The sequence below is a fragment of the Streptomyces sp. B8-7 genome (genome assembly GCF_058833805.1).
This window is the reverse complement of record NZ_JBYRRL010000001.1, coordinates 365,169-389,720: the sequence shown is the minus strand read 5'-3', so window position 1 is coordinate 389,720 and position 24,552 is coordinate 365,169. Positions and strand designations below refer to the sequence as shown.

Genomic DNA, 24,552 nt, shown 5'->3' with positions numbered 1-24,552 from the left:
AAAACGTCACACCTACTCGGGGGAAACCTCAGAAGACCCCCGTCACCGCAGCTCAGACCGTTTTCGCAGGCGCGGGGAACCGCCCGGCCGGCGAACGCCGCACCCGCACCCGCACCCGCACCCGCACCCGCACCCGCACCCGCACCCGCACCGGAGAACGAGCGCGCCCCTCAGGGGGACGCGGGGAACTGTGCGACCAGCCCTTCAGGAGCGCGGGGAACTGCCCGACCGCCCCCCTCAGGGGTTCGGGGAACCGCACGACCGGCCGCACACGACCCGCGCCCGGCCCACGGCCGAGCACGACTGCCGACGGCAGGCCCCCGCGGCGTCAGCCGCGCTCACCCGCATCCCGGGCGTCCGAGCGGCCCCACCGCCCGTGCGCACGCCCGTGCCCCTCGTCCCCGTGCCCCTCGTCGTGCCCGTGCCCCTCGTGCCCGTGCCCCTCGTGCCCGTGCCCCTCGTCCCCGTGCCCCGGGTGGTGGTCCCCGGAGCCGGAACCCCCACCCCTCCGATCGCTCTCGCGATCACCCTCGCCCCGACCGCCCTCGCCGCCGTCACGCTCGCCCCGACCGCCCTGGCCCCGGTCGCCCTCGCCCCGGCCCCGCTCTCCGGAGCCGTCCCGCACACCGCTCCCGCCGGCGGCGGCGGAACCGGCCTCCGCGAGCAGCCCCTCGCAGTAGGTCCGCACCCGGCCCGCGCCCCCCGCGGCGCCTTCCAGCGCGTGCTGCAGCCTCGTGGCGAGGGGCCGCCCGTCGCGTACGGCACGGCAGGCGGCGACCGTCTCCCCGTCGGTCGGGGCACTCCCGCCGCCGCTCCCCCTGCCGTCGCCGGGCACGGTGGCGGTGGGCCGTTCACCGGGCGCGTCGCCGCCGTCGCGGGCCGTGTCACGGCCGGCCCCGGCACGGGACCCGGCCCCGGCACCGGCGCCCGCACCGGGGCCGCCCCCGGGCGTACCCGGCAGGCCGGTCCCGTCCGGCGACGCCGTCGCCGGCGGACGCAGCGAGGCCTCGTCCGTGGTGACCGAGGCGACGGGACCGGGTGCGGTGGGCTCGAACGGCGTCGGCAGCACTCCGGTTCCGGTCGCGACGGCCACGCCGCCGACCGTGCCGACGGCCAGCGCGGCGGCCAGGACGTAGCGCAGCGGGCCCGTCCAGCGCGGCCGGGCCGCGGCCGGCGCGGCGGCGCCGAGGCGGTACAGCCCGGCGTCGCGGCCGCCGCCCCCCAAGGCGCCGAGGACTTCGGCACGGGCCGTCGTACGGTCCGCGCGGGCAGCCCGGAAGGCGGCCAGCGCGGCGGCCTCGCCAGGGAGTTCGTCGCTGGTCGGAGGGGGTTTCGCGGAGAGCTCGCCGAGTGCTTCGGCGAGTCTGGCGGCCTGCTCGCGCGCGTCGGCGCCGACAGCCTCCGGTGGCTCTCCGCGCAGCATGCGCTCCGCTGTTTCGCGGTCCAGCCACCCGTACTGCTCGTCGGCCATCACATGTCCTTCTGCGTCCTCGCGCGCGGATGCGTCACACTCGCGGACGTCACCGTCCGGTCGTGTGGTTCTCGCGGTGAGGGCATGGCGTCGAGCCCGCCGGTGGATTCCGGATCGTCGCCGAGCAGCTCGGCGAGCCGTTTCAGCCCGCGGTGCGCGGCCGTACGGACCGCTCCGGCGCGCTTGCCGAGCGTCTCGGCGGCGGACTTGGCGTCGAGGCCGACGACCACCCGCAACACGACGGCCTCGGCCTGTTCCTGCGGGAGCCGGGCGATGAGGGAGAGGGTGCGGCCGGTGGCCAGGGCCTCGATGGCCTCTCCGGCGGTGTCGGACTCCGCGGCCTTGCCGGTCAGCTCGGTCTCGTCCCCGCCGATCGCCGGCCGGCGTCCGCGCATGCGGATGTGGTCGAGGGCGCGGTTGCGGGCTATCCGGGCGGCCCAGCCGCGGAAGCGGTCGGCGTCGCCGTCGAACCGGTCGAGGTCGCGCGCTATCTGGAGCCAGGCCTCGGACGCGACGTCCTCGGCGTCGGGCTCGCCCACCAGTGTGCGGACGTACCCGAGCAGCCGCGGGTGCACCGCGCGGTACACAGTCCGGAACGCGGTCTCGTCCCCGTCCTGCGCCGCAAGCACCGCGGCAGTCAGCTCCGCGTCGTCCCCCAGCACCGCGCCCCTCTTGCGCACCGATCAGGTCGTACGCCGCCCCAGAGGTCACCCCGACCTGGCAGTCCGGCGCGAAAGGCACGTTACGGCCTGAAACCTCTCCTCGTCCATGCGCTCAGCGGACAGGTACAAGATGCAACTAACTCGTGACGCAGTGGTCGGCTGCGGGGTGTGACACAAATCGCGCGCCCGGCGCTGAAGGGAGTACGGGCCGCCGCGCGGCCCGTCCGCGCGACGGCCGGGGCCTCTCCTGTGGGGGGTGGCGGCCCCGGCCGTCTCGCGTACGCCCTGCCTTCTCGCCAGGCATGTGCCAGGAGGCGGGGCGTCTGTGTGACCAACGGCGTGGCCAACGGGCCGGACGACTTGACCGCCGCCCGCGACGGCGTCAGCGGCCTCGCCGTGTGCTACCGGATCGAGTGCGGCGTCGGGAAGATCGCGGCATACCTGAGTGGCAGGCCCGCGTGGACCGCTACGACGCGTTGGCGGACCAGTCGGCCATGCAGTGAGAGTCGACGACGCGAGGAAGGCTCCGATGGAGGCGGGGCCCTCGTCTACTTCAGAGATCGCTCACGAGGCGAGCCCTGTCCGCTTGGCCATCGTCATCAGGTCGGGGCGGCTCCGCTGGTGCATGACGAAGAGAACTCGCAGCACTTCGCGGCTCATCGGGTGGATCTCGGCCATCTGTGGAGAGATCTCGAACGCCTTCTTCAGTGCCTCCTCCGCGCCATGAAGATCCTTGGTGGCGAGCCTGGCCCTGGCCACGTCGATGTAGAGGCGCCCCACGCGGTTCGGCTTGAGGCCCGGCGGCGGAGTCAGCATCAGCGGGTCGGACATCGCGGTCGCCTTGTTCGGCTGATCCAGCTCGATATGGGCCGCGAGTTCGTAGAGGGCTGTATTCCCGGCACCGAAGGTGAGGTTGTGCCGCAAGAGGTCGCCGTCGAGCTGTCCGGCGAGCGTCTTTGCCCTGAGGAGGTGATCCGCGGTGGCGTTCTTGTCCTTGTGGCGGGAAGCGAGCACGACTCCCCGGAGGTGGAGCGAGCCGAGCGCTATGACGTACTCCGGCCCGTTCCCTCCGGCGGACTCGTACTTCGAGATGGCACGCTCAACGATCGCGAGCCCGTCGTCGTACTGCCCCGCCGACTGGAACGTTCCGGCCTCATTCCACGCGGCTGCGGCCTCGGCTGTCGGGTTCCAGGTCTGCTGGGCGGCCCACTGCTGCCGGGAGACGATCATGTCCGCGAGATCCGGCTGCGCCAGGCGGTGAGCCACTGCGTAGGCGCATCCGTACAGATCAGCCACCTGCCCCCAGGCTTGAGCATCGCCCCTTGCGTCGATCGCGGTCGCTGTCGCCTGCCCCAGCAGTTTCGGCAGAACTCGCAGCAACTGGAGGTAGCGGGTTTCCGCCCGCAGATCGGCCGCACCTTTGAGGCTGGCCGCGAGCTCGTCAAGCGGCGGCGTGTCCTCCTTGGGCAGAGTGTGCCGACGAACGGCACCACGCAGGTCATTGAGGAGATCGGCTTGCTCCGAGGGCCCGAGAAACGGCTGCCCGTAAATGCGGGCGGTGGGGACGTGGAGAGCCTTCGCGATGGCCGCAACCACGGGAGGTGTGGCCGGCCGGAGCCCAGTCTCGACCTTCGTCAGATAGGAGACGGAAATCTTTGCTTCCCGAGCCAGCTTCGTTTGGCCCATCTCACGAGCCTTGCGCAGTACGGCGATGTTCTCACCGGCGGTGGGGGTGCTCTCCATGTAGCTACTCTTCCATGTCAAGAAGCCCGGCAACAGCAACTAGAGCCTGGCGCATTGCAGTTGTGCAAGCGCTGTGTTAACTGATCTTGATCCTCCACGGTTCTCTAGTTACAGACAGTGAGCCGACTGCAACAAGGAGGTACCTCGTGCGCACCTGGTGGATGCTCAAGGCCGACGGTGGCAACGCCCAGGACGACTCGAACAGCGGGAACAAGCACGGCGGCGGCGGTTCCGACGAGGGCGGTAACACCAACGACGGCCAGGGTCCGGCGGACGGCAAGTAGATGACCGAAGAGACCGCGACCCCCGCCACGCAAGAGTCCCTCGCGACGGAGCTGGTCAGCAAGGGGGTCCTCACCTCCGACTGGCTTCCCGCCTTTACGGCCTGCCCGAGGGACAAGTTCCTCCCGGACGCGATCTGGCCCGGCCGGGCCGGCATGAACCGTCAGGACGACCGTGTCTTACGCTCCGAGAGCCCGGAGCTGTGGCGCCAGGCCGCCTGGACGGACGCGCCGATCACGACGCAGTGGGACCGAGGCAGCTACGACGGGGCGGGGCGTGGGCGCACGCCCACGTCTTCTTCGTCCATGCCGACGATGGTCTTCTCGATGCTTCACGACCTCGACGTGGAGCCTGGGCACCGCGTGTTGGAGATTGGCACGGGTACCGGGTGGAACACCGCGCTGCTGTGTCACCGACTCGGTGACCAGAACGTCTTCACCGTCGAGGTCGACCCCGAGTTGGCTCAGGCCGCGCGGGGGCGCCTCTACGACTGCGACTTCGCTCCCCGCATCATCATCGGCGACGGGACCCACGGGTACGGGAAGAAGTCGCCGTACGACCGCATCCTCGCGACCTGCTCGGTCGGCGAGATTCCCACCCAATGGATCGGCCAGGCCAAGCCGGGTTCGATCATCGTCGCCCCCTGGGGACCGGGGTACGGCGGCGAGGGGGTAGTCCGACTGACGGTCGACGAGTCCGGCGTCGCACATGGGCACTTCACCCGGTCATCGGCGTTCATGCGCATCTCGCGGCAACGCAAGCAGTTCCCCCAGATCCCTGACCGTCTCGGTGGTCAGGACTGGCCGGCCGACGCCGACCTGACGGTCACCGAGTTGTCTCCGGACAACGTGGGCGACTGGATTCACATGTTCGCCATCGGCGTTCAGGTTCCGGATCTGTTCTGCCGCGTCGCCTATGGCGAGCCGGTGGAGGACAGGGACCCGGACCAGACCGTACGTGATGGCTGGTACCGGCTCTGGCTCGGCAGCACTCGTGACGCCTCCAGCTGGGCCACGGCCGACTACGCCCCCGACCTGGACAACTACGTGATCGCGCAGTCCGGTCCCCGTCGGCTGTGGGATGAGCTGGAAGCGGCCTGGCGCTGGTGGGACGGCCAGGGCCGTCCCGGATTCGAGCGCTTCGGCCTCACGACGACGGGTGGCGCCGACTTCACCGTGTGGCTCGACTCGGCCGACAACCCGGTACCGAGGCAGGCCGGAGGCTGTACCGCCTGACGTGTGCGCCGACTTCCGCCCCGCTGTTCTCGGGGCGACGGAAGCGGCCACCAGCCAGCCCGAGAAGCCCCCTGCCCCGCCCGCGCGGTCCGGCCAAAGAACGTCGCAGGCGAGGCAGGTCTCAACTCGATCACCCAACGAGGGAGGAAGGGCCTCCTCATGCGTGACCGGAACCAGCTTGCCCCTCCGAGTAGGCCATCCGTCAAGAAGTGCACCTCACGCAGGCCGAGGACCACCAGGTCGATCGGTCGGTGGAAGGTCACTTCGGACGGCTGGTTCTGGGGCGGCCTCCTTGCCCTCCTTGTCTGGGGATCTATCTGCACGTTCCTGGTGATGGTCGTCACGGGACAACTGCAACCGGGAATCGAGTAGCCAGCTCCTCACCTCGCCACGTCGGCCGGCCTTCCTGCGTCGCGGCTGCCGTACCGAACTGAGGTGAGTGCAGATCCCCGCCCGCTGTCGCCTTGGGTACCCGACCTGGCTCCCCCGTCCGGTCAGAATCCGCGGCAGCGGGCGGGCTCCAACATCATCGCCCCGCAAGGGGACCAAGGAGCTCTGCTATGCATTTCCGCAAGATCCATGGAGCGGGGAACGACTTTGTCCTCCTGTCCGACCCCGCACCCAGTAGCAATAAGGACTGGGCGAAAGAAGTCGAGCGGCTCTGTGCCCGCCGTACCGGAATCGGCGCTGACGGCCTCGTCGTGACCAGGCGCCGCGACGACGACGGGCGGCTCCTCGAAGTCGAGTGCTTCAACGCCGACGGCTCGACCGCCACCATGTGCGGCAACGCCCTCCGCTGTACGGCGTGGAACGCGCACCAGCTCTACGGGGTCACGGAGTTGCAGCTCATCATGGCCGGGGTGACCCACGAGGCCGCGGTGCGGCGGGACGCCGTGTGGGTCACCGCCGAGGTCGGCACCCTCCAGCCCCGGCTGGTGAGCACCGTGATCAAGGGGCGTCTCGCCTGGTTCGATGGACTCCACACCGGCACCGAGCACGTCGTCGCCTTCGTGCCGGATGTCGATGCCATCGACGCCGTGACCGTGGGACGCCTGATCCGGTATCACGAAGCGCTTTCCCCGCTCGGTACGAACGTGAACTTCGTGCAGTCGGCCGGCCCCCAGACGCTGAAGATCCGCACGTACGAGCGCGGCGTCGAGGCCGAGACCCTCTCCTGTGGCAGTGGGGCGGTCGCGGCGGCCGTCGTCGGCACCATGCGCGGACGGGTCGCCGACGGCACCGTGACCGTTCAGAACCGGGCCGGAGAGCCGCTGATCGTTCGCCCCCACGCCGACCGCCCGCAGACCAGGTGGGTCGGCGGTCCGGTCACTCAGGTCTTCGAAGGAGTTCTCTCGTGACGAAGTTCCTCGACTCCACCGATGCGGAGTCCGTGCAGCGTGCCACCGGATGCTTGAGGGGTTGGAGGCGTGAGCACCAGGGTCTCAAGGTCGCGGTGGTGTACGGCCCCCTGTCCGCCGAGGACCAGCTCTACTCGACGAAATGCCCGGTCGAGCAGAGGTCGAGCACGGCGCTGGCCGAGTCGCTCGCGAGCCTGGGGGTCTGGTTCAAGATCCTCGACCCGACCAGCCCCGACTTCATCGAGGAGGTGAGTCGCTACGACGTGGCCCTGTCCAACCTCCACGGCCCGTTCGGAGAGGACGGCAAGTTCCAGGGCCTCATGGAGTACCTGCGCGTGCCCTACTGCGGGAGTGGCGTCCCCGCTTCGGCAGTGGCCGCCGACAAGATCCTCTGCAAGCGCGTCATGGAGACCCTCGGAGTCCCGACCCCCGACTGGCGCGTCTGGTCCGGCGGCCCGGCCGAATGGGATGGCGGCAGCGTCATGGTGAAGGACCCGCTTGGGGGGTCCAGCGTCGGCATGACCCTGGTGCATGAGGAAGTGCATCTCGCGGAAGCGCTCAGGGCTGCCTCCGGCGCCGACAACCGCCAGGTGCTCGTCGAGACCTACACGCCCGGCACGCCGGTCACCGTGGGGATGCTGGAGCTGCCCACAGGTGAAGTGCTGGTCTTCCCCCCGCTGGAGACCCGGGTACACGAGGCCGAATACTACGAGCCGAGACGAAGCTCGACGCGGACTCGAAGGGAAGCGTGTCCGTCGAACGCGCCGACCTGACTCCCGATGTCCTGATGCGGCTGATCGGCCACGCGAAGACGCTGTGGGAGGGGCTCGGCCTGCGCGGTCAGGCGAGGGTCGACTTCATGGTCACGGGGGCCAGTGAGCTGTACGCGCTGGAGGTGAACACGACGCCAGGCATGTCATGGGGCAGCAACTACATCGTCGGTGCCGTGCTGAGCGGCCTCAACCACAGCGATGTGGTGCTGGCGATGCTCCACGAGGCGCTCACCCGCCAGCCGTACGATGTCCCCCTGCCCGCTCCCGTGTTCTCCGGCACCACGGCGACCCGGGAGACCGCTGTCTCGCTGTAGGAGCCCTGCCGCTGTGCCGCGCGTCCACGATGTCCCCCTGTGCCGTCAGCTCATCGCCTCTACCGAATGGGATCAACACGGAGGCTGGGCACTCGGGGACAGGATCGAATGGTCCAACCGGGCGTGCGGCCTGGCGTCCCTCCGGATGATCCTGCTCGCCTACGGTCAAGAGGCGCCCACGGTCACGGAACTCCTGAAACTCGCGGTCAAACACGAAGTTCTGACACCTCGCGGAGCGCTCCACGCGGGTATCGCAAGCCTGGCGACCGACCTGGGAGTTCCGTCGGCCGCCGAGCCGGTACTCGCCGAGGAGCTGACGAGGCGACTCGACACCGCGCCGCTGATCGTCTCCGTGACCGAGCAACTCCCCGATGACGGCCGCAAGGGTGGCCACTTGATCATCCTTCGCGGCTACGAGGACGCCCCGGACCCGATCATCCACTTCCGTGACCCGTCGGCCTGGGGCCAGACGCATGACCGAGCCCCGCTCAGCCGCCTGGCCCACTCGTACACTGGCCGCGCGATTACGTTCGCGCCCCTGATCGACGGAGACTCCTGATGACCGAGGCGGGTGCCGAAGCGCCTGAGACGGCCGGCGGCCGACGGATCGCCGTGCTCGGGGAAATGCTTGAACTGGGCGACGAGTCCGTGGAGGCGCACCGCGAGGTGGGCCGTTTCGCTGCCGAGGCCGGCATCGACCTCGTTCTCGCGATCGGCGGAGACCTCGCAAAGCAGCTCGCCCTCGCCGCTGGCGACGCGGGTGTCCCCGATGTTGCAATGGTGGGTGACATCAAGACTGCCGCGGCCTTCCTGCACACCATTCTTCAGCCGGGAGACAAAGTGCTCGTCAAGGCGTCACGCGGCGGCCAACTCTGGCAGATCGCCCAGTCCCTTACGGGGCAGCCCGTGACGGACCTGTCCGGCAACCATCTGCCGTAAGGGACCACTGAACTGCGCGTGCAGGCGCTGTACTCCGGTCAGGCATGTGACCAACGCATGACCAACAGCGGCCGGAAACAGGCAGAAACACCGAGATCGGGGCCGAACCCGAAGCGAACCGGAAACCCCTGACCAGGCCGCAAAAGCCCAGGTCAGGGGCCCTTCAGGCACTAATACAGCCAGGGGTGGCGGCCCCGGCCGTCGTCCAAGGTCCACCGCTCCCACCCGCGCGCCGCGGCGAGCCGGTGCCCCGCGCGGCCACTGCCCGGCCGGCCCAAGCCAACCCGGGGCTGTCCCGGACGGCATCCGGGTTTCAGCCGCTGTAGAGCGTGGACAGATCGACCAGGAGGAGGTCGTCACGGCGATCGGCCAAGTCCACCAGGTCCGGGTAGAAGCCGTGCAGGGAGTACAGGGCCAGGGTGCTGGCGGCTGTGTCGTAGCCCTGCTCGGCGAGCAGACCACGGATGCGTTCCAGTCGCTCCAGGTCACCGGTCCCCCGGCGGGCAGCGGTCGCCTTGGCCTCGCCCAGCAGCGCGATCCTCGCCCGGGGAGCCTGCGGGCGCTCGCCGGCAGCCAGGGCGATGACATCGACCTCGTGCTTCGTCCGGGCGGCCTGGTCGGCGACCTCGGTGGTGCCGACCGGGCCGGGCAGTCCACCGGGCAACAGGGCGTGGGCGTAACGGCGGGTGAAGTCGCGTGCCAGATCCTCGAAGTGAGGTCCGAGGATCTTGGAGTTGAAGGTCGGAGCGGCGTGCTGCCACACCTGCTCGGCGAGGCCCTGCTCCACGGCGGCGGCCTGCGGGAGGGTGACGAGCTGGTTGAAGCGGATGACGGGGTCGGCGAGCGTGATGACGGGGTGCCTGGGGCGGAGGATGTCCTGTTCCCGCCGGATGTATCCGGTGGACTCCAGAACTCCGAGGGGGTGGGCGACGGCGTTGCGTGGGCGCTCCAGGGCGGCGCCGATCTTGCTGGGTGTGGTGGCCCCGTTCGCGATCGCGGTGAGGATGTCGTAGTACAGCGTGTGCTGCGTGATCCTTGGGTCCTCGCGCAGCAGGTACTCGGTCTCGGTCCGCGAGTACACCGCCCGCCCCGGGTCCAGCAGCGTCCGGGTGAGCCAGGAGTCGAAGCCGTCGTCCGGATGCGGTCGCCCCGCCACCGGCCGGTAGCCGGGGGCCCCGCCCAGGACCGCGTGTACCTTCAGCGCGGTCATCGGGTCGGTGATCTGCCAGAAGGCCCGGCTGTCGCGGTAGTCGAAGGCGCCCAGCCGTAGATCGACCACGGCGCGTCCCCGCAGCGGCTTGGTACCCGAGAGCAGTTCGTGCATGACGCTCATCGCCGAGCCGCACAGGATCAGCCGCGGACCCGGCCCGGCACCGGGCCGGACACCGCGCTGGCGCTCGTCGTAGAGCTGCTGCAACAGCCCCGGGATCTCGGGCGAGTGCTGGAGCAGATACGGCAACTCGTCGATCACCAACAGCGGGTGCGCCGAACGGGCCGTCACCTCAAGGGCGTTGGACAGGACGTCACGCCAGTCGGTCAGGCGCAGGCTCCCCGGCCGCAGGCCGGCGTGGGTGGCGACCGCGTCACTGAACCGCTGGATCGCGATCAGCCGCCCCTCCTCCCGGACCGCTGCGACATACAGGCCGCCGACCTGCTCGGACAGGGCATGCAGAAGGTACGACTTGCCATGCCGTCGTCGCCCCGACACGATGCCGAGCCGCATCGCCGGGTCCGGATCGGCGAGGAACTCCGCGAGCAGACCCCACTCCCGGTCCCGGTCGACCACATCGTCCGGCTTGACCGGCAGGCTCTTCGTCACTCGCCCCTCCCACACCTCGGGCCACACCTCGGGCACGTACGGAATCCGTCTAAGTGTACTTCGACGGATTCCGTCGTACTCGAATCACCCGCTACCGACAGAGCCCTCCCTCTCTCGCGATCACGAGCGTCTGGAGGGACCGGGACATGCGGCCGTTCCCGTCGGCCCACGGGTGGATGGCGACGAGGTGCAGATGCGCCATGGCGGCCCGTACCAGCGGATGGGCGTCGTCGTCCGCGTTCAGCCACTCGACCAGTTCACCCGTCGGCGCGGGCGCCTCGGCCGCGTCCGGCGCCGTGTGGACCGCGATGCTGGGGTCGCGGGCGTCCGTCACGTACCCCGCTCCGCGCCGCCACTGCCCTGCCGGCCTGCGCGGGGTGTGCCGGTGCCCCCGCAGCATCCAGTGGAGCGCGTTGAGCAGTTCCCTTCCATGGCGGAAGTCCGCGACATCGGGCAGCGTCTACTCCTAGCTTGTTTTTTATGGTTTGCGAGCTTTGAGTTGATTACGTTCCGCGATACTTTCGGGCCGCCTGGTCGTTTTGCCCACGTCGTAACGAGTGGCGGGCCGTCGGTTCTTGGAGCCAAGTGGGCGTCCTGGGCCTGGAGTTGACGGTTTGGGTGCACGGGCCGGATTGTGCAGGTGGGGGCGGATGTTCCTGAACCCTCGGCGGACTCGGGCCGGGGTGAGCCGGCCGGGCTCGGCCGGCTTCTCCCAGGGGCGGCGGAGATCTGCGGCGAGGGGCCGGGTGAGCCGGAGCTGGGTGTGCGCGGCGATGACGATCCATGTCCACCGGTCTGCCGCCTCGGGAGTACGGAGCCGGGGACGCGTCCAGCCGAGCGTCTGTTTCTCAAAGCGGAAGGTGTGTTCCAAATCGAAGCGACGAAGGAAAGCCTGCCAGCGCAGATCGACTTCTTCGCCGGCCATGCCGGTCTTCGAGGACCACAGCCACAAGGGCAGCGGCTCACGGTCGCCGGGCAGGTGGTCGACCTTCAGCCGGATCAGGGTGCCTTCGATGACGGGGAGTTCACCGTCGTGGTCGATCCATGCGGAACGAGTGGTGAGGCGAGGATGGATCCGGTCCCAGGCCATCGCCTGTGCGGTGCCGTAGCGGTCGGTGACCTGCACGGTCTCCGCGTCGGGCTCGCCCCAGGTGTCGGGCCTGGCGAAGCGGAACTCCTTGCCGTGCTTCGGCGGCCTGCCGCCCTGGGGGTAGGCCAGGGCGTACTGCTTGAGCGAGGGTGCCGGACGGCGCATCACCCGGTCCGAGCGCATCCGCCCGAGCACCTCGACGGGGAGCCCGTCAAGGAGGTAGGCCATGCGCGGAGCGTCGTAGCCGGCGTCGAAGACGACCAGGATGTCCGGGTCTCCCTCCTCCCACTGGCCGCCGTCGACCAGGTCGGTGACAACACGGCGGACCTGGGCGGCGGTGACCTCGGCGACGTCGTCGTCGGGGCCGAGCCGGACCGCGTCGAGCAGCTGGCACCACGAGGTGCGGCCCGTCTCCAGCGCGGCCACGAACGAGTACGGCCAGCCAGGGATGAGCTGGTCCGAAGAGCGTCCCGAGCGTCCGTAGACATGACAGAACAGACGGTCCGGGCTGGTCGGCGCGTCCGGGCGCAGCCACGCGGAGACATCGACGGCCAGGACCAGACGGTTGTCGGCGGCCTTGGGCTGCGGCAGCATCGCCAGAGCCTTGCGCAACCGGTCTGCGTCGATGCGGCCCCGGTTGAGCGCATCGTACATCGCTCCGTGCCCACGCCGGTGCTCGGCCAGCAGTGTCAGGTCGACCGGCGAGGTCACCGGCCCGTCCTCGCAGAGCATCGCGTCCGTGAGTTCGAACAGCGCGTCCCCGCGCCGGGTCAGACACGCGAACAGGTCTTCCCGAAAGTGGGACGTGAAGTCGAACGCATCCCGCCGGGCATCGTGGTCCAGCACACTCACCTCTGCAGCCTTCGTATGAACGTGATTCCGTGGCGGAACGCATGGTCATACGAAGGCCGTCAGCATGCCCGGCGAATCCCCAGACGAGCGAGCCTGTACGAGGCAACGTTCGAGGCCAGAGGTAAAAGAACAAGCCTAGAAGGCTGCTGAAAATCTTGTTGGGGGCTGTCCGGCCTGAGGCCGGATGGCCCCTTTCCCTATGCGGTGGCGGGGGTGAGGTGCCAGGTAGTGCTGGTCCGGGTGAGTCCGAGGTTGATCAGTCGGCGGAGGTTGAGGGCGGCGGCGCGGTGGTGGAGCCAGATGTTGTTGGCGATCACGCCGCGGTGGGGGACTCTGCGGTTGCCTTTGCCGACGAGCCAGGCGATGGCGCGTTCGACGGGGGGCCGCCATCGGCGGTATTCGTCCTGCCAGGCGGGGTCGGTGGCGGCCTGGTGGCGGGCGGCGGCCAGCAGTTCGTGCTGGGGGTGGACGTTCACGGTGCGTCCGGTCTTGGAGGTGGTGCAGCGTTCCCGCAGGGGGCAGTCGGCGCAGAGGCGTTTGAACTGGGCGGTGCGGGCGCCGTCTGCTTTGACCTGCCCGAGGTTGGCGGTGTGTCCGGCCGGGCAGGTCGCGGTGCCGGCGGCCAGGTCGAGGCGGAAGTCGTCGATGGTGAAGCCGCCGGGGACGGCCGTCCGGATCGGCGGCGGTTTGATCACCAGGGTGTGGCCCTGGCCTTGAAGGCGCTCGCGCAGTTCGCCGGTGCCGTAGGCGGAATCGCCGAGCACGGTTAACTCCGTGCCCTCTTCTTCGTCGGCCAGCAGGTCGGCGGCGATGGCGGCCTCGTGGTTGCCGGGCCCGTAGCCGCCGGTCAGGGCGACGGCGGTGAACAGTGCGGTCTCCGGCTCGAAGGAGACATGTCCTTTGAAGCCGTCCTGGTGGCGGGTGCGGTTCTTGTGGATGTGCCGGGCGTCGGGGTCGACGGTGGACACCGTCCGGTCGGGTGCTGTGCGCTTGGCGATGCGCCAGCGGCCGTCGCGGCCGTCGGAGTCCTTGGCGGGTTCCACGTCCTGTCCGGCGACCAGGGCCAGCAGGCCGACGGCGTCCGCCGCCTTCTCGCCCAGGTTCTGCTCGGGCAGGTGTCCGAGCAGGTTGAGGGCGTCGGTGACCAGCGCGTCGACCAGCGCGGCGCGGGCCGTCTCGTCGTCCCAGGCGATCCTCGGTTTGCCCGGGTTGGTGTAGTCGTGGGCCGTGCACCACCGGCCGGCCGTCTCCTGGCCGCCGGGAACCTCTCGGATCACCCGCCGGATCGCGGAAATGATCTGGGTGACGGTGTCCTGGGTGGCCACCGCGTCATCGAGGACGGTGGAGTCCAGCGCCCGCCGCTGCTTGCCCTTGAGCACCCCGGTCGCGGCCACGACCTCCTTGACCTTGGTGAAGATCCGCGTCGGATCGGCCGAGTTGCGCAGGCGGCGCCGGAAGTACGTCAACAACGACGGATCGAACGCGGTGTCGTGCAGGCCGAGCCCGCAAGCGGCCTTCCACCGCAGGTCACACCGCAATTCCTGAACGACCTCGAAGTCCGACAGCCCGTGCAGGCTCTGCAGCACCACGGTCGCGGCCAGGACCTGTGGCGGCAGACTCGGACGGCCGTTGGACGAGGGATACATGTCCGCGAACATCTCCGCCGGGAACAGCACCTCGCGGTGCTCGGCCAGGAACGCGAACACACTCCCCGCCGGGATCAGCTCCCGGCACGTCTCCCACACATCCGGCCCGACCGGCTCCCCGGCCCATTCCCCCTGCATGCCTACAAGACTGGCCCCGACTCCACGGAGCCGGGGCCAGAACACCAGATTTTCAGCAGCCTTCTAGCTTGTTCTTTTACCTCTGGCCTCGAACGTTGCCTCGTACAGGCTCGCTCGTCTGGGGATTCGCCGGGCATGCTGACGGCCTTCGTATGACCATGCGTTCCGCCACGGAATCACGTTCATACGAAGGCTGCAGAGGTGAGTGTGCTGGACCACGATGCCCGGCGGGATGCGTTCGACTTCACGTCCCACTTTCGGGAAGACCTGTTCGCGTGTCTGACCCGGCGCGGGGACGCGCTGTTCGAACTCACGGACGCGATGCTCTGCGAGGACGGGCCGGTGACCTCGCCGGTCGACCTGACACTGCTGGCCGAGCACCGGCGTGGGCACGGAGCGATGTACGATGCGCTCAACCGGGGCCGCATCGACGCAGACCGGTTGCGCAAGGCTCTGGCGATGCTGCCGCAGCCCAAGGCCGCCGACAACCGTCTGGTCCTGGCCGTCGATGTCTCCGCGTGGCTGCGCCCGGACGCGCCGACCAGCCCGGACCGTCTGTTCTGTCATGTCTACGGACGCTCGGGACGCTCTTCGGACCAGCTCATCCCTGGCTGGCCGTACTCGTTCGTGGCCGCGCTGGAGACGGGCCGCACCTCGTGGTGCCAGCTGCTCGACGCGGTCCGGCTCGGCCCCGACGACGACGTCGCCGAGGTCACCGCCGCCCAGGTCCGCCGTGTTGTCACCGACCTGGTCGACGGCGGCCAGTGGGAGGAGGGAGACCCGGACATCCTGGTCGTCTTCGACGCCGGCTACGACGCTCCGCGCATGGCCTACCTCCTTGACGGGCTCCCCGTCGAGGTGCTCGGGCGGATGCGCTCGGACCGGGTGATGCGCCGTCCGGCACCCTCGCTCAAGCAGTACGCCCTGGCCTACCCCCAGGGCGGCAGGCCGCCGAAGCACGGCAAGGAGTTCCGCTTCGCCAGGCCCGACACCTGGGGCGAGCCCGACGCGGAGACCGTGCAGGTCACCGACCGCTACGGCACCGCACAGGCGATGGCCTGGGACCGGATCCATCCTCGCCTCACCACTCGTTCCGCATGGATCGACCACGACGGTGAACTCCCCGTCATCGAAGGCACCCTGATCCGGCTGAAGGTCGACCACCTGCCCGGCGACCGTGAGCCGCTGCCCTTGTGGCTGTGGTCCTCGAAGACCGGCATGGCCGGCGAAGAAGTCGATCTGCGCTGGCAGGCTTTCCTTCGTCGCTTCGATTTGGAACACACCTTCCGCTTTGAGAAACAGACGCTCGGCTGGACGCGTCCCCGGCTCCGTACTCCCGAGGCGGCAGACCGGTGGACATGGATCGTCATCGCCGCGCACACCCAGCTCCGGCTCACCCGGCCCCTCGCCGCAGATCTCCGCCGCCCCTGGGAGAAGCCGGCCGAGCCCGGCCGGCTCACCCCGGCCCGAGTCCGCCGAGGGTTCAGGAACATCCGCCCCCACCTGCACAATCCGGCCCGTGCACCCAAACCGTCAACTCCAGGCCCAGGACGCCCACTTGGCTCCAAGAACCGACGGCCCGCCACTCGTTACGACGTGGGCAAAACGACCAGGCGGCCCGAAAGTATCGCGGAACGTAATCAACTCAAAGCTCGCAAACCATAAAAAACAAGCTAGGGCGTGTTTCGAAAGTCCCGCCTGCCTGGCGGCGTCTGGCACGCACGCTCGCCGCGTTGTCGGGCTCGCCCCGATACATCCAGTATCGGGGCGACCCTCCGCCTTGCGATCGCACGCACCAGACGCCGCCAGGCCTGCCCTTCGGGCAGACGACGCTACTTTCGAAACACGCCCTAGCTGGCCGACGCGGTCCTTCCGGCCCCGCCCCGGCACGGACACGGCCCCGCCGCTGCCTCCCACGACTCGGCCCCGCCGCATCACCAGGTCCGTCCGCAGCCGGGCGTCCGGGCATCCCGGTCGCCGGCGGCTGCGGCCGGCCGCAGGCCCTCGGCCCTGGCGGGAGCCGTCCCGTGGCATGCGCGCCGGGGCGCCGACTTCTCCTCGAAGCACCCGGGCCGCCGAAGCTCAACAGATGCTCTGTGATCGGTGAAGATGAGCGGCGGCCCCTCCCGGATCGGGCGGTTCCGGACCTATCTTGATCACCTTCGGTGACTGACCACGCACCGACGGGCGTCGGTCGTACCGGCGCCGGCACCGACACGTACGGGGGAACGACCGATGAGTGATGTCGCGCAAGGGCGGGACTCACGGCGCACGGCGTTCGTCGTGACGGGGATTCTCTCCGTCGCCTGCGCACTGCTGGCGACCGGATGCTCCGACGCGGATTCCCTCGGGCGCGTTCACCACGACGACTCCGGCAAGGGCGGCCCGCTCTCCGCCGGCTCCGGCGAAGGCATTTCCAGTCTGTACGCACCGGAGACGGTCCCCTGGTACGGAAGCTTCGGTTCGTTCCTCCTGTGTGCTCGCACGCCGGGGGACGAGATATCCCTGCGCAGCATCGACTACGAGGCGGATGTCGAGCCGCTTGAGGTGCGCACGTTGCTGAGGACCGTCCGGAAGGACGAGCTCGCCTTGGCCGAGGACGGCTCGCTCACCGAGGAGACCTCCCCGTTCACCACCGCGCTCGGCCGTCCTCCCAGGTTCGAGGAGTTCGGGAAGGCCGAGGCCGGCACCTTCACCTCGAAGATCAACGGCCACCGCATCACCCAGTCGTGCGGGGACGCCGAGGGCGACAACGGCTACACCGAACTCGTCTTCGTGATGAAGTTCGGCAAGGAGGGCGGGCACGTACCGCGTGCCTCGATCGACTATGTGGCCGACGGCGGTCGGTACGTCCTCGAACTGAAGTGGGCCATGACCGGCTGCGGCACGAAGATCCCGATCCCGGGGGACGAGCTCACGGAGAACGCCTGCTGAGCGCTCCGCCGGAGGGCATGCCGCGATGTGGAGTCGGTCCACCGAGGCGCCGTCGTGGCAGGCCCCGCAGTTCCCCGCGTCTCAGGGCGCTGCCGGACCGCAGCGGACTGCGCCAGGCCTGCTCAGCGCTGCGAGGTGTCGGACCGACTCCGCACGCGTCAGGCGTCCGGCAGGAGGACGACGCCGTCCTCGTCGGCGTGCAGGACGTCGCCGGGACGGAAGGTGACGCCGCCGATGGTGACGGGGACGTCCACGGCGCCCTCGCCCGCCTTGCTGCTCTTGCGCGGGGTGGTGCCGAGGGCCTTGACGCCGAGTTCCAGTCCGGCCAACGCGACCGCGTCCCGTACCGCGCCGTGCAGGACGAGGCCGGCCCAGCCGTTGTCCCGGGCGGATCCGGCGATGAGGTCGCCGACCAGCGCCGTGCGCAGGGAGGCTCGCCCGTCGACGACGAGCACGCGGCCCTCGCCCGGGGTCCGCAGCAGTTCGCGCAGCAGGCCGTTGTCCTCGTGACAGGAGACGGTCCGTACGGGGCCGGCGAAGGAGCGGACACCGCCGAACTGGCGGAACTGCACGTCGCAGACGCGCAGTGCGGTGCCGTACCGGTCGACCAGGTCGGCCGTGGGGACGGGGGCCTCGGGCATGGTGCTACCTCACGGTGGGAGCGGGCGGCTGCTGGGCTTGCGCGGGGGCGTTCCGGGGCGTGCGCGGCCCGTGTGCGGCGGCGCGCGTGCGCAGTCTCTCGGACGCGTGCGCGGTGCCCCGGACGCGTGCGCGGTGCCCCGGGGCAGACGGTACCGTCCGGCGGTCTTCGCCCGTCCGCCCGCCGGACCGGGTGACCGATCCCACACACCGCGCGCGGATCGGCCGCACAACCATCTCACGGCCCAGGAGTCTGTGGTTGCGATGCGGGTGACACCTCGGCGGGCCGTCGTGCCCGGAGAGATCCGGAGAGATCCGGAGAGATCCGGAGAAGTGTCGTCCGCACCTGGTCCCCGTGGCGTCGGAAGGCCGTCGACACGTCCGAGATCTTCTTCTAGGGGTGGGAGATTTGAGTCCTCGAAAGGCCCATGCGCGCAGACCGCTGCGCCTGAGGCGGAGAGCCTGGCTGACGATCGGAGCCGTGGTCCTGGGCGGCGCCGGCGTCGTCACCTACGCCTCCGCGAACGAGCCGGCGGCGTCGGACGCCAAGTCCCGGCACCGCCGCGCGGCCATCCACACGCTCAAGCTCGCCGACGAGGGCCGCGGCCGCAAGGGCCTGAACCGGCGTACCACGCAGCGGTTCAGCGCGGTCCTGCTCACCTGGGACGACGCCGACCGGCAGGCCGAGGGCACGCCGCAGGTGCGGACCCGGGACGCCGAGACCGGGGCGTGGTCGGGGTGGCGGACGGTGGAGGCGGAGCCCAGCCAGGCCGACGGCACGGAGGGCGAGCGCGCGGCCCTGCGCGGCGGCACCGAGTCGGTGTGGACCGGCGACTCCGACGGCGTCGAGGTCCGGCTGGTGAACGCCGACGGCACCGAGGCCACCGGGCAGCCCGCCGGCATGGACGTCAAGCTGCTCGACCCCGGCAGCGAGCCCGAGGGCGCCCCGGTCACCGCCCTGGAGCCGGCCGCCTTCACGGCGCGGACCACGGCTCAGACCAGGGCACAGAGCACGGCTCAGAGCGCGGCACAGAGCGCGGCGCCGACCGCCACCGAGGCGGCCGGGTCGACCGGGGTGACCGACGCGGGCACCGAGACGGCCGCGGAAGCGGCGCCCGCCTCCGGGACCGTCTCTCCCGGCGCGTCCGGCGCGTCCGGCGCGTCCGACGCGCCGCCCGCCGCGCAGCAGGCCGCGCCGGACGCGGACGGCCCGGACGGCTCCGCGGACGCCGCCGCGGACGAGGCCGAGCCCGAGCCGACGCCCACCGTGCCCGCGCCGCGCCCCTCCACCGTGGCCAAGCCGCCGATCATCACACAGGCGGAGTGGGGCGCGTCGACCGACTACGACGGCACGCCGTCCTACTCCGACGGCATCAAGGCCGCGGTCGTCCACCACACCGGGGTGGACTCCGACAACCAGGTGTCGTGCGCGGAGTCCCGCGCCCGGATGCGCACCATCCAGCAGGAGCACTTCAGCCGCGGCTACTACGACATCGGCTACAACTTCGTCGTCGACCGGTGCGGGCAGATCTTCGAGGGCCGCAGCGGCGGCATGGACCTGCCGGTGGTCGGCGCGCACGACGCGGGCTTCAACACCGACACGCTCGGCATCTCCTACATCGGCAACTACGAGACCGCCCGCCCGAGCCGGGCCGCGATGGACGCGATCGCGCGTGTCATCGCCTGGAAGTTCGGCATGTACGGCATCGACCCGGCAGGCCGGGTCACGCTGACGTCGCGCGCCCCCAAGGGCTACAGCGGCAACAAGTACGAGGAGGGCCGGCAGGTCGAGATGCCGCGCGTGCTCGGCCACCGCGACACCAACGCCACGGCCTGCCCCGGCGCCCACCTGTACGGCAAGCTCGGGCTGATCCGCACCCTGGCCGGGCTGCCGGGCGTCTCGCACGCGCTGGCCACCTCGGACTACAACGGGGACGGCGTGGGCGACCTGGTGGCGGGCACCCCGAAGGGCGAGCGGGTCGTCATCGTGCCCGGCAGTGTCGAGGGGCCGGTGAAGTCGGCGCGCAGGGTGATCACCCAGAACAGCAAGGGTGTCCTCAACAAGACCGAGAGCGGCGACGGGTTCGGCTGGTCGACCGCCTGGGGCGACGTCAACGGCGACGGCTACGCCGACCTCGCGATCGGCGCGCCCGGCGAGGACGACACGTACGGCCACCCGAACCGCGGCCTGGTCACGCTGCTGTACGGCCCCGGTCTGACGACGGGCTGGGCCTACACCACCTCCGGGGTCAAGGAGACCGGGGCGGGCCTCGGCGCGGCCGTCGCGGTCGGCGACTTCAACGGCGACGGCCTGGCCGACGTGTTCGCCGGGGGCCAGGGCAACGGCGGAAGCTACCGCGTCCGGCTGACCGGCAAGGGCCTCACGTCCGGCACGATCACCGGCTCGTCCGGCTCGCTGTCCTACCTGGACGCCGCGACCGGCGACTTCAACCGGGACGGCTACACGGACCTGGCGCTCAACTACCGGGATGCCTCCGGCACCGGCCGCGTGATGCGGTTCGCGGGCTCCGCGAACGGCCTGACCAAGGCGGGCGTGCTCTCCGTCCGCGGCGGCCGGTCGATCGCCGCGGGCGACGTCGACGGCGACGGCTACGACGACATCGTGATCGGCCAGGCCGTCGCGAAGGAGTCCGGCGGCGCCCAGGGCGGCCAGGTCACGATGCTGTTCGGCACCTCCTCCGGCTTCACCACCAAGGGCATGAAGGTGCTCCACCAGGACTCCGCGGGGGTGCCCGGCACCGACGAGTACCTCGACGGCTTCGGCGCCTCCGTGTCGCTGGGCGACTACGACGCCGACGGCTACACGGACGCCCTGGTCGGCTCCCCGTACGAGGACATCAACCGCAGCGGTGTCCGCCGGGGCAACGCGGGCGCGGTCACCCTGCTGCGGGGGACCTCCTCGGGCCTGACCGGCTCGGGCGGGAAGTTCATCTCTCAGGACACCTCCGGCATCCCGGGCGGCACGGAGAAGGACGACCAGTTCGGGTGGTCGGTGTCGCTGTCCGACCTGTCCGGCTACGGACGTGCCGACCTCACCATCGGTGCCAAGGGGGAGAACACCTGGGACGGCCTCCTCACGTACGTGCCGAGCAACAGCACCGGCATCGGGCTGTCCCAGGCGGTGATCTACAGCAAGACGTACCTGGGCACACCGACCGACGGCCAGCTGGGCTGGACGCTCGCGCCCTGAGGAGCCGGCCCCTCCGACACCGGCCCGGCACCTCCCGGCACCGTCCGGGAGCCGGCCGGGGCCCCGCCGCGGGTCCCGGCCGGCCCGCGTCCGGGGCACCGACCGGCGTACCGGACACCGAGCCGTGTCCGGGGCGGCCCGGCCCGCGTACGCGCGCTCGGACACCACGCCGCAGGGGCGCGGGGAACCGCGCGACCGGCCACAACCCGCACACGCGCGGTCAGGCAGCACCCCGCAGGGGCGCGGGGAACCGCGCGACCAGCCACGACGGCGCCGCAGCCGACCGACGCCACCGCACGGCACCACCCCCGGACAACCCGGCGCACCTCCCGGGAACACCGGCACACCCCCCAGGCACCAACCCGCACCCACGCGGTCAGGCAGCACCCCGAAGGGGCGCGGGGAACTGCGCGACCAGCCACGACGGCGCCGCAGCCGACCGACGCCACTGCACGGCACCACCCCCGGACAACCCGGCGCACCTCCCGGGGACACCGGCCTGCGCACACGGCGCACCGGACCGCGTGCGGGACACCGGAGCCACCTCGTACAGGCCACCGGACCGCGTACGGGAGCGGTCAGGCCGACCCACGAACCCGGCGGGCCCGGACCTCCTCCGGCAGGCGCCGAGGCCGGGCCCGGGCCTCCGCCCCCGCAAGGCCCCCGTCCGCAAGGTCCCCCGCCCGCAGGGCCCCGCGCGGGCGGCCCCGCCCACGGACAGGCCGGCTAGGGCGTGTTTCGAAAGTCCCGCCTGCCTGGCGGCGTCTGGCACGCACGCTTGCCGCGTTGTCGGGCTCGCCCCGATACATCCAGTATCGGGGCGACCCTCCGCCTTGCGAACACGCACCAGACGCCGCCAGGCCTGCCCTTCGGGCAGACGACGCTACTTTCGAAACACGCCCTACTAGGCCTCCTGCTTGCGGCTGCGGCGGGAGACCACCGCGCGCAGCACCCGGCGGCCCTCGGTGCTGACCTCGAGGGCGCGCCGCAGCCCGGCCGCGCCGTGCGCGGCGAGCAGTTCCAGAACGGCGGCCTGGCGGCGCAGCTCGGCCTGGACGAGCGGCGACATGCCCTCGGTGCGGCCCTCGCGGTGCGCCTCGACGCTCCCGGCCGGGTCCTCGGCGGTGTCCGCGGCCGGGCCGTCGGCGGGATCGAGCAGCCGGTGGACCCGGAGCGAGGCGACCGAGCAGGCGTCCGCCCAGGCCCGCAGCGCGGGGTCCGAGCGCGCGGCGGGGGCGGCGGCCAGCATCCTCCGCACCAGGGCGGCGGCCTCGTCCGGACCGCCCTCGTCCTCCCCGGTGTCCGGCACGCCCAGCTTGGCGCGGACCTCCTCCAGCAGGCCGCCCCAGGCGTCCGGGTCGGCGCCGTCGGCGAGGCTGGCCCACAGCGGGCGCAGCAGCTCCTCGTCGGCGTCGCCGAACAGGGGCACGCACCGATCCAAACAAGCCAGCCCGCTGGCGGCCAGTCCGCGCTCGTCGGCCTGCGCGATCAGTTCCACCAGACTCATCCACGCCTCCCTCGACGGGGCGCCATCCGTCACGGAGCCCGCACTTTCCCTTTCTGCGCGTAACGGCCCGGTTGTGTCACAGGGGCGGCGTGCCGCGCCGGCCGGGGTGCCGGAAGGAACCGGAAGAGGATGTTTTCGGCCAGGCCTGCCGGCGTTCAGTCCAGCCGGTCGGCGAGTGCGCGGAACTCCGTCCAGCTGAGGGCGGGGGTGTCGGCGTCCCAGAGTTTCTGCGCGGTCGCCCGCAGCGGCATCCGGATGCCGGCCGCGACCTGGGCCTGGGTCTGCGAGCCGGCCAGGTCGCACCAGACGGCGAAGGTGGCGCCGAGGATCTGCCCGTCGTAGCGGGCGGGGACGGCCTCGGTGCCGCGCAGTACGCGCGGGGTCCACTGGCCGTATATCCGCTCGCCCGTGGGATACACGAAGGTCTGCGGCTCGCCGAGGACGTAGTAGAGGAACTCGTCGTTGTAGTTGACGACCTTGCGGCCGGCCGACAGGTACTCGGCGGGCTGCCGGGCCCCGATCTCCTTGCCCGTCCAGTAGGCGACCTGGATGTCCTGGTCGGGGGTGACGTGCGTGTCGCGCTGGAAGCCGTCGTTCCAGGCCCGCGGGTCGCGGCCCAGCTTCCGGACGGTGGCGGCGCGGTCGTTGATCCAGCCGGTGGCCAGGTCGGCGACGCCCGCCCGGGCGCCGTAGGCCTTGCGGGCGGCGGCGGCGAGCTGCGGGTAGGAGGCCTCGGGGTCGGCGGCCGTCAGGGCGCGGTACTCGTCGCCGCCCAGGTGCCAGGGCCGGCCGGGGAACAGCTCCGCGTACTCGGTGAGCAGGTCGTCGACGAGCTCGGCGGCGGCCGGGTCGGATATGTCGACGGCGCCGGTGGCGGCCACGCCCTGAGCGTTGCGCAGCTGGAGGCCGGGGTGGGCGTCGATGACCGCGCCGAGGTGGCCCGGGGAGTCGATCTCGGGCACGACGGTGATGTGCCTGCTCTCCGCCAGCGCCACGATGCGGCGTACCTCCGCCTTGGTGAGGTGCTGCGCGGAGACGATCTCGGGGTGGGTGTCGGACTCGATGCGGAAGCCCTGGTCGTCGGAGAAGTGCAGGCCGAGCTGGTTGTACTTGAGGTCGCCGAGCTCGCGTATGCGGTCCTCGATCCAGCCGGCGGTGAAGTGCTTGCGCGCGATGTCCACCATCAGCCCGCGCACGGGCTTGGCGGGCTGGTCGCGCACCACGCCCTCGGGTGCGGCGCCCTCGCCGCGCACCATCTGCTTGAGGGTGCGGGTGCCGTAGAAGACGCCGGCCTCGCCGGGTCCGGTGACGGTGACGCGCCCGTCGCGGACGGTCATGGCGTACGACTCCGCGCCGCCGTCCCCGCCGCCGAGCGTGAGCAGCACGTCGCCGGGGCGCGGGTCCCCGGCGTCCGCGGCGTCCCCGCCGTAGGTGAGGCCCAGCTCGCCCGCGAGCAGGCGGCCCTCGTCGCGGAGGGCGGCGTCGCCGACGACGACGCGGTAGGCCTTCTGCGGCTTCCAGCCGGGCCCCCGGGCGGGGGTGTGTCCGTCCACGGCGGGGATGGTGCGCGGGGCGCGGGAGAGCGGGTAGGTCCGGGTGGGGCTCGGCGAGGGCGTCGCGCCGGAGCGGGCGGAGTCGCTCGTGCGGGTGACGCCCGGGGAGGCGGTGGCCCGGGAGCCGCCGTCACCGCCGGACGCGGCCCAGACGCCCACGCCCGTGCCCACCACGGCGACGGCCGCGCCGACCGCCAGGGCCCGCTGCCACCCGTTCCGTTCCGCTCGCGCCGGGGCCTTCGCCCGGGAGCGCCTGTGCCGACTCACAGGGCCAACCTACGACCGTTCGGGGCGCCTCTGGTCCATCCGAGATTCCAAAACTCTCCCTTACGGGTGAAATTCGGGCATCCGTCGGACAGGTGATGACCGGTCTCGATACGGTGGTG

The 24,552-nt window shown here is 71.1% G+C and carries 19 protein-coding genes and 1 pseudogene; 10 read left to right on the top strand and 10 right to left on the bottom strand.

Going from position 1 to position 24,552, the window contains the following annotated elements:
* Window positions 1-328: 328 nt before the first annotated feature.
* From AC5K6T_RS01705 to AC5K6T_RS01695, 3 genes are all read right to left on the bottom strand, one after another.
* On the bottom strand, window positions 329-1,471 hold the full coding sequence (locus AC5K6T_RS01705) for a hypothetical protein (protein ID WP_493204976.1): 1,143 nt from the start codon (window positions 1,469-1,471) through the stop codon (window positions 329-331).
* Window positions 1,471-2,133: an RNA polymerase sigma factor gene (locus AC5K6T_RS01700; RefSeq protein WP_493207278.1), complete on the bottom strand. Its 663-nt coding sequence runs from the start codon at window positions 2,131-2,133 to the stop codon at window positions 1,471-1,473. The genes AC5K6T_RS01705 and AC5K6T_RS01700 overlap by 1 nt, the downstream gene beginning before the upstream one ends.
* A 564-nt stretch (window positions 2,134-2,697) precedes the next feature.
* Entirely contained in the window at window positions 2,698-3,876 is a 1,179-nt protein-coding gene (locus tag AC5K6T_RS01695) for a helix-turn-helix domain-containing protein (protein ID WP_493204974.1), read from the bottom strand.
* A gap of 146 nt (window positions 3,877-4,022) precedes the next feature.
* Here AC5K6T_RS01695 and AC5K6T_RS01690 point away from each other — a divergent pair, with 146 nt between their 5' ends.
* From AC5K6T_RS01690 to AC5K6T_RS01660, 7 genes are all read left to right on the top strand, one after another.
* The gene (locus tag AC5K6T_RS01690; protein ID WP_493204973.1) at window positions 4,023-4,160 is read left to right on the top strand and encodes a hypothetical protein; all 138 of its coding nucleotides are present in this window, start codon (window positions 4,023-4,025) and stop codon (window positions 4,158-4,160) included.
* Window positions 4,161-5,393 carry a methyltransferase domain-containing protein gene (locus AC5K6T_RS01685; RefSeq protein ID WP_493204971.1) on the top strand — a complete coding sequence of 411 codons (1,233 nt, stop codon included), beginning with the start codon at window positions 4,161-4,163 and terminating at the stop codon, window positions 5,391-5,393.
* A gap of 560 nt (window positions 5,394-5,953) precedes the next feature.
* Window positions 5,954-6,751, top strand: a complete 798-nt coding sequence (gene dapF / locus AC5K6T_RS01680) for a diaminopimelate epimerase (protein ID WP_493204969.1) — start codon at window positions 5,954-5,956, stop codon at window positions 6,749-6,751.
* A complete protein-coding gene (locus AC5K6T_RS01675) occupies window positions 6,748-7,524 on the top strand; it encodes a D-alanine--D-alanine ligase family protein (RefSeq protein ID WP_493204967.1) in 777 nt (258 codons plus the stop codon). The genes dapF and AC5K6T_RS01675 overlap by 4 nt, the downstream gene beginning before the upstream one ends.
* Window positions 7,500-7,838 carry a hypothetical protein gene (locus tag AC5K6T_RS01670; protein ID WP_493204966.1) on the top strand — a complete coding sequence of 113 codons (339 nt, stop codon included), beginning with the start codon at window positions 7,500-7,502 and terminating at the stop codon, window positions 7,836-7,838. Before AC5K6T_RS01675 ends, AC5K6T_RS01670 begins: the two co-directional genes overlap by 25 nt.
* A gap of 145 nt (window positions 7,839-7,983) precedes the next feature.
* Window positions 7,984-8,397: a cysteine peptidase family C39 domain-containing protein gene (locus AC5K6T_RS01665; RefSeq protein WP_493204965.1), complete on the top strand. Its 414-nt coding sequence runs from the start codon at window positions 7,984-7,986 to the stop codon at window positions 8,395-8,397.
* Window positions 8,397-8,777 (top strand): glutamate ligase domain-containing protein, encoded by a 381-nt coding sequence (locus tag AC5K6T_RS01660; protein WP_493204963.1) that lies wholly within the window; start codon window positions 8,397-8,399, stop codon window positions 8,775-8,777. Before AC5K6T_RS01665 ends, AC5K6T_RS01660 begins: the two co-directional genes overlap by 1 nt.
* Window positions 8,778-9,090: 313 nt before the next feature.
* Here the strand turns inward: AC5K6T_RS01660 and AC5K6T_RS01655 are convergent, their stop codons facing one another.
* The 4 genes and pseudogenes from AC5K6T_RS01655 to AC5K6T_RS01640 form a co-directional block, all read right to left on the bottom strand.
* The gene (locus AC5K6T_RS01655; protein ID WP_493204961.1) at window positions 9,091-10,596 is read right to left on the bottom strand and encodes an AAA family ATPase; all 1,506 of its coding nucleotides are present in this window, start codon (window positions 10,594-10,596) and stop codon (window positions 9,091-9,093) included.
* Window positions 10,597-10,696: 100 nt separating this feature from the next.
* A pseudogene (locus AC5K6T_RS01650) lies at window positions 10,697-11,056 on the bottom strand (Fic family protein); the annotation flags it as partial.
* Window positions 11,057-11,074: 18 nt separating this feature from the next.
* Window positions 11,075-12,538 (bottom strand): NF041680 family putative transposase, encoded by a 1,464-nt coding sequence (locus AC5K6T_RS01645; protein WP_493204859.1) that lies wholly within the window; start codon window positions 12,536-12,538, stop codon window positions 11,075-11,077.
* Window positions 12,539-12,735: 197 nt separating this feature from the next.
* On the bottom strand, window positions 12,736-14,322 hold the full coding sequence (locus AC5K6T_RS01640; protein ID WP_493204868.1) for an IS1182 family transposase: 1,587 nt from the start codon (window positions 14,320-14,322) through the stop codon (window positions 12,736-12,738).
* Window positions 14,323-14,523: 201 nt separating this feature from the next.
* On the opposite strand from AC5K6T_RS01640, the gene AC5K6T_RS01635 reads away from it, so the two are divergent.
* Window positions 14,524-15,987, top strand: a complete 1,464-nt coding sequence (locus tag AC5K6T_RS01635) for an NF041680 family putative transposase (protein WP_493204859.1) — start codon at window positions 14,524-14,526, stop codon at window positions 15,985-15,987.
* A gap of 570 nt (window positions 15,988-16,557) precedes the next feature.
* The gene (locus AC5K6T_RS01630) at window positions 16,558-17,256 is read left to right on the top strand and encodes a hypothetical protein (protein ID WP_493204959.1); all 699 of its coding nucleotides are present in this window, start codon (window positions 16,558-16,560) and stop codon (window positions 17,254-17,256) included.
* Window positions 17,257-17,414: 158 nt separating this feature from the next.
* Here the strand turns inward: AC5K6T_RS01630 and rraA are convergent, their stop codons facing one another.
* Window positions 17,415-17,897: a ribonuclease E activity regulator RraA gene (rraA, locus tag AC5K6T_RS01625; protein WP_493204957.1), complete on the bottom strand. Its 483-nt coding sequence runs from the start codon at window positions 17,895-17,897 to the stop codon at window positions 17,415-17,417.
* A 479-nt stretch (window positions 17,898-18,376) separates the two neighbouring features.
* Between rraA and AC5K6T_RS01620 the strand changes: the two genes are divergently transcribed.
* Complete coding sequence (locus AC5K6T_RS01620) at window positions 18,377-21,106, top strand: FG-GAP-like repeat-containing protein (protein ID WP_493204956.1); 2,730 nt, start codon at window positions 18,377-18,379, stop codon at window positions 21,104-21,106.
* A gap of 904 nt (window positions 21,107-22,010) precedes the next feature.
* Here the strand turns inward: AC5K6T_RS01620 and AC5K6T_RS01615 are convergent.
* Both AC5K6T_RS01615 and AC5K6T_RS01610 read right to left on the bottom strand, forming a co-directional pair.
* Window positions 22,011-22,613: a hypothetical protein gene (locus tag AC5K6T_RS01615; RefSeq protein ID WP_493204954.1), complete on the bottom strand. Its 603-nt coding sequence runs from the start codon at window positions 22,611-22,613 to the stop codon at window positions 22,011-22,013.
* Between the two features lie 155 nt (window positions 22,614-22,768).
* Window positions 22,769-24,433 carry a beta-N-acetylhexosaminidase gene (locus tag AC5K6T_RS01610; RefSeq protein ID WP_493204952.1) on the bottom strand — a complete coding sequence of 555 codons (1,665 nt, stop codon included), beginning with the start codon at window positions 24,431-24,433 and terminating at the stop codon, window positions 22,769-22,771.
* Window positions 24,434-24,552: the final 119 nt, after the last annotated feature.

What these genes read in the sequence shown, in the direction of transcription:
- AC5K6T_RS01665 (WP_493204965.1), top strand. Translation starts at nt 7,984, where the DNA reads ATGATCCTGCTCGCCTACGGTCAAGAGGCGCCCACGGTCACGGAACTC.
- AC5K6T_RS01695 (WP_493204974.1), bottom strand. Translation starts at nt 3,876, where the DNA reads ATGGAGAGCACCCCCACCGCCGGTGAGAACATCGCCGTACTGCGCAAG.
- AC5K6T_RS01705 (WP_493204976.1), bottom strand. Translation starts at nt 1,471, where the DNA reads ATGGCCGACGAGCAGTACGGGTGGCTGGACCGCGAAACAGCGGAGCGC.
- dapF (WP_493204969.1), top strand. Translation starts at nt 5,954, where the DNA reads ATGCATTTCCGCAAGATCCATGGAGCGGGGAACGACTTTGTCCTCCTG.
- AC5K6T_RS01685 (WP_493204971.1), top strand. Translation starts at nt 4,161, where the DNA reads ATGACCGAAGAGACCGCGACCCCCGCCACGCAAGAGTCCCTCGCGACG.
- rraA (WP_493204957.1), bottom strand. Translation starts at nt 17,897, where the DNA reads ATGCCCGAGGCCCCCGTCCCCACGGCCGACCTGGTCGACCGGTACGGC.
- AC5K6T_RS01660 (WP_493204963.1), top strand. Translation starts at nt 8,397, where the DNA reads ATGACCGAGGCGGGTGCCGAAGCGCCTGAGACGGCCGGCGGCCGACGG.
- AC5K6T_RS01615 (WP_493204954.1), bottom strand. Translation starts at nt 22,613, where the DNA reads ATGAGTCTGGTGGAACTGATCGCGCAGGCCGACGAGCGCGGACTGGCC.
- AC5K6T_RS01640 (WP_493204868.1), bottom strand. Translation starts at nt 14,322, where the DNA reads ATGCAGGGGGAATGGGCCGGGGAGCCGGTCGGGCCGGATGTGTGGGAG.
- AC5K6T_RS01630 (WP_493204959.1), top strand. Translation starts at nt 16,558, where the DNA reads ATGAGTGATGTCGCGCAAGGGCGGGACTCACGGCGCACGGCGTTCGTC.